At 34.1% G+C, this 2423-nt stretch carries 4 protein-coding genes; 1 reads left to right on the top strand and 3 read right to left on the bottom strand.

Going from position 1 to position 2423, the window contains the following annotated elements; all coding sequences use genetic code 11:
• Window positions 1-303 precede the first annotated feature (303 nt).
• Both BDR01S_RS24420 and yjcZ read right to left on the bottom strand, forming a co-directional pair.
• Window positions 304-768: a low molecular weight protein-tyrosine-phosphatase gene (locus BDR01S_RS24420; protein WP_066254174.1), complete on the bottom strand. Its 465-nt coding sequence runs from the start codon at window positions 766-768 to the stop codon at window positions 304-306.
• Window positions 769-930: 162 nt separating this feature from the next.
• Window positions 931-981, bottom strand: coding sequence for a sporulation protein YjcZ (yjcZ, locus tag BDR01S_RS26705; RefSeq protein WP_157406260.1), 51 nt, complete (start codon window positions 979-981; stop codon window positions 931-933).
• A gap of 274 nt (window positions 982-1255) precedes the next feature.
• Between yjcZ and BDR01S_RS24415 the strand changes: the two genes are divergently transcribed.
• A complete protein-coding gene (locus BDR01S_RS24415; protein ID WP_066363400.1) occupies window positions 1256-1528 on the top strand; it encodes a hypothetical protein in 273 nt (90 codons plus the stop codon).
• A 224-nt stretch (window positions 1529-1752) separates the two neighbouring features.
• Here the strand turns inward: BDR01S_RS24415 and BDR01S_RS24410 are convergent, their stop codons facing one another.
• Window positions 1753-2286 carry a tubby C-terminal domain-like protein gene (locus BDR01S_RS24410; protein WP_157406259.1) on the bottom strand — a complete coding sequence of 178 codons (534 nt, stop codon included), beginning with the start codon at window positions 2284-2286 and terminating at the stop codon, window positions 1753-1755.
• Between the last annotated feature and the right edge of the window lie 137 nt (window positions 2287-2423).

Genomic DNA, 2423 nt, shown 5'->3' with positions numbered 1-2423 from the left:
TTTTTTACTGGGGAAATTCCTTTTTAACTCTTCAACAAACGGGTACATTACAGGAACAATCTTATTGAAGTAACGAAGCAGGTTGGTTGACCAAACGTCATTAGCTTTTTTTCAACAATAGGGCCAGATTGTTTAAGATGGTATAAATGAAAAGGGAGGTTTTTTTGTTGTTGGAGAAGGGATTGTTGTCCCTCTTTATTGTGGTAATTGCTATTATTTTATCGTTTTATATACAATTTCATAAAATTGGTTCAGTGGAATAGAAACTTGTTTGATCGTCGGATTAAGATGCATGCCTTGTTGTTATAAGTTTTGTTCGCTGCGTATTTTCTTGAGTAATGCCCGGCAGCCGACTGAAATAAGACGATAGGTTTCATCAAAATCACCTGTAAAAAATGGATCGGGGACATCTTTCTTGTATTTGGTCAGGTCGAGCATCCTAATGATCTTTGGATGATTATGCTTGCCGGTTATTCTGTAAATATTTTTTATGTTGCTTTCGTCCATACCGATAATATAGTCGAACTTCCAAAAGTCTTCTTTCTTTAGTTTGCGTCCAACAAGCCTATCAGAAGAGATATTGTATTTCTTTAGAATATCGAGAGTTCCCTCGTGCGGAGGGAAGCCGATTTGCCATGAACTGGTTGCAGCGGAATCAACAGCGATTTTGTTAGGCAAATTTTCTTTTTTGATTGAGTCGCGAAACAAAGCTTCAGCCATAGGTGAACGGCAAATATTCCCCAAGCATACAAATAAAACGTTGATCATGTACTTTGCCCCTTTTAATTTATCTTATTTTTTTTGCATTTTAATAGTCTTTTTTGAAATGAATTATGTATCTACAAAATAGTGGATTGGACAGGTGTGTTGTTTTTCACACCTCCAGCAATTATTGGTGTCTCTTTTAATACAAAGCTGCTCCAATGATGATTAAAAGGATAACAATACAACGATTAGAGCAAAACCAGCTCCGTACACCATCTGCTAACTACAGAGCGTACTTTCCATTCGTAATTACAAAGTATGTACAAAACAGAAATATGGAACGGCGCCATTGTATAAATTGTTCATCTAATAAATAATTAAAGATTGTGAAGAAATGCACTTAAATTAACAGGTGCAATAGTTGCAGATCAGGCTGTCATTTGGCAGCTTTTTTTATTGAACAAAATGGCAGGTTACTCAATAAAAAGTTAAAAGTAAATAAAAATATGTTAAAATTTAGAAAAAAGGGGTGGTTTATATAGAGGTTATATTGCTTTTAATAATCGTGATTGCCCTATGCCTAACAAACTTCATTGCTTTCAAAATTTCTGGGAAAAATAAGAAGAAAAGAATTTGGGCAGGAATAATTATCTTGCTTTTAACTCCTTTAGTCTTCTTTGGTACAGGGATAAGTGTAAGTCCTTTTGACCCTGGTGGATTTGGAACTGGAATGTTAATGGTATCATATAGTTTTTTATTTGCTGTAAACGGTATTATCATCACCCTAATTGGTATATTTACAAAAAAGTCTCTAGACAGCTAAGTAGGGGAAAATAATAAGTTATTTTCTTCAATAACAAGTGCGTTCATCCAAGAAGGAATATCGCACTTTTTTGTTGGATTTTTTCAATGTAAAAGCTGATTGTTAAAAAGTGTACTTAAACTAACGGTAATTGAGTTTAACCAAGAGTTAAAGCTGCGACTCTTTTTCTTGTTCAACTAAAGGGCAGTTTAGTTGAAGAACAGCTTGATTTTTGTAAATTACTTTTAAGTGGCGTAATAATAAAACGTATGAAATAATACGGCAGCAAGACCAGCGACTTCCTGCGTCGTTGACCGTATAATAATAGTATCCAATTCCGATTTTTTCAACAATGAAATATCTGTTTTAATAGGCATGGAAACAATGGCTACTTGTTTATTGTCGCATTTTAAGTAACCAGCACCCGTATGATTTTTTTCAAAAAGAAATTCATGGTTACCTATTCTAAAATGAAAGCCTTTTTCAATTAATTGGACTCTATGTGAAGCAATCGAAACGGTTTGGGAAGATAAATGGTCAGTCATTTTGTACCCAATACCAGGAAACGCACAGTCTATGGTATAAAGTAGTTCTCCATTCACGTTGGCTATTTTGTAACAATAGGGTATGCCATAGCGTATTGAGTTGTGGACGATACGGGCAAGGAATTTATGTTGCTTTTTTCTTATTTCGAATACAGCTTCCCCATGTTCGTTTATTATTGGTATTATTGTTGAAATATGAACCTTTTCAGGTACTTGATAAGTAAACTGTTCCATAGTTTCCCCTAGCACATTCGATTTATCATTTATTATTATATAATAAAGTTTCATTAAGCAAAGCCTCTTTTATTAGCTTTCTTCTTCAACTAACAGGTGCATTACTAGAACGACGGTAATGCTTTTTCTTATTGAAG

The organism is Neobacillus drentensis NBRC 102427 (assembly GCF_001591445.1).
Classification (GTDB): Bacteria; Bacillota; Bacilli; order Bacillales; family Cytobacillaceae; genus Neobacillus; species Neobacillus drentensis.
Note: the sequence above shows the minus strand (reverse complement) of the source record. Positions and strands in the feature narration are given on the sequence as shown.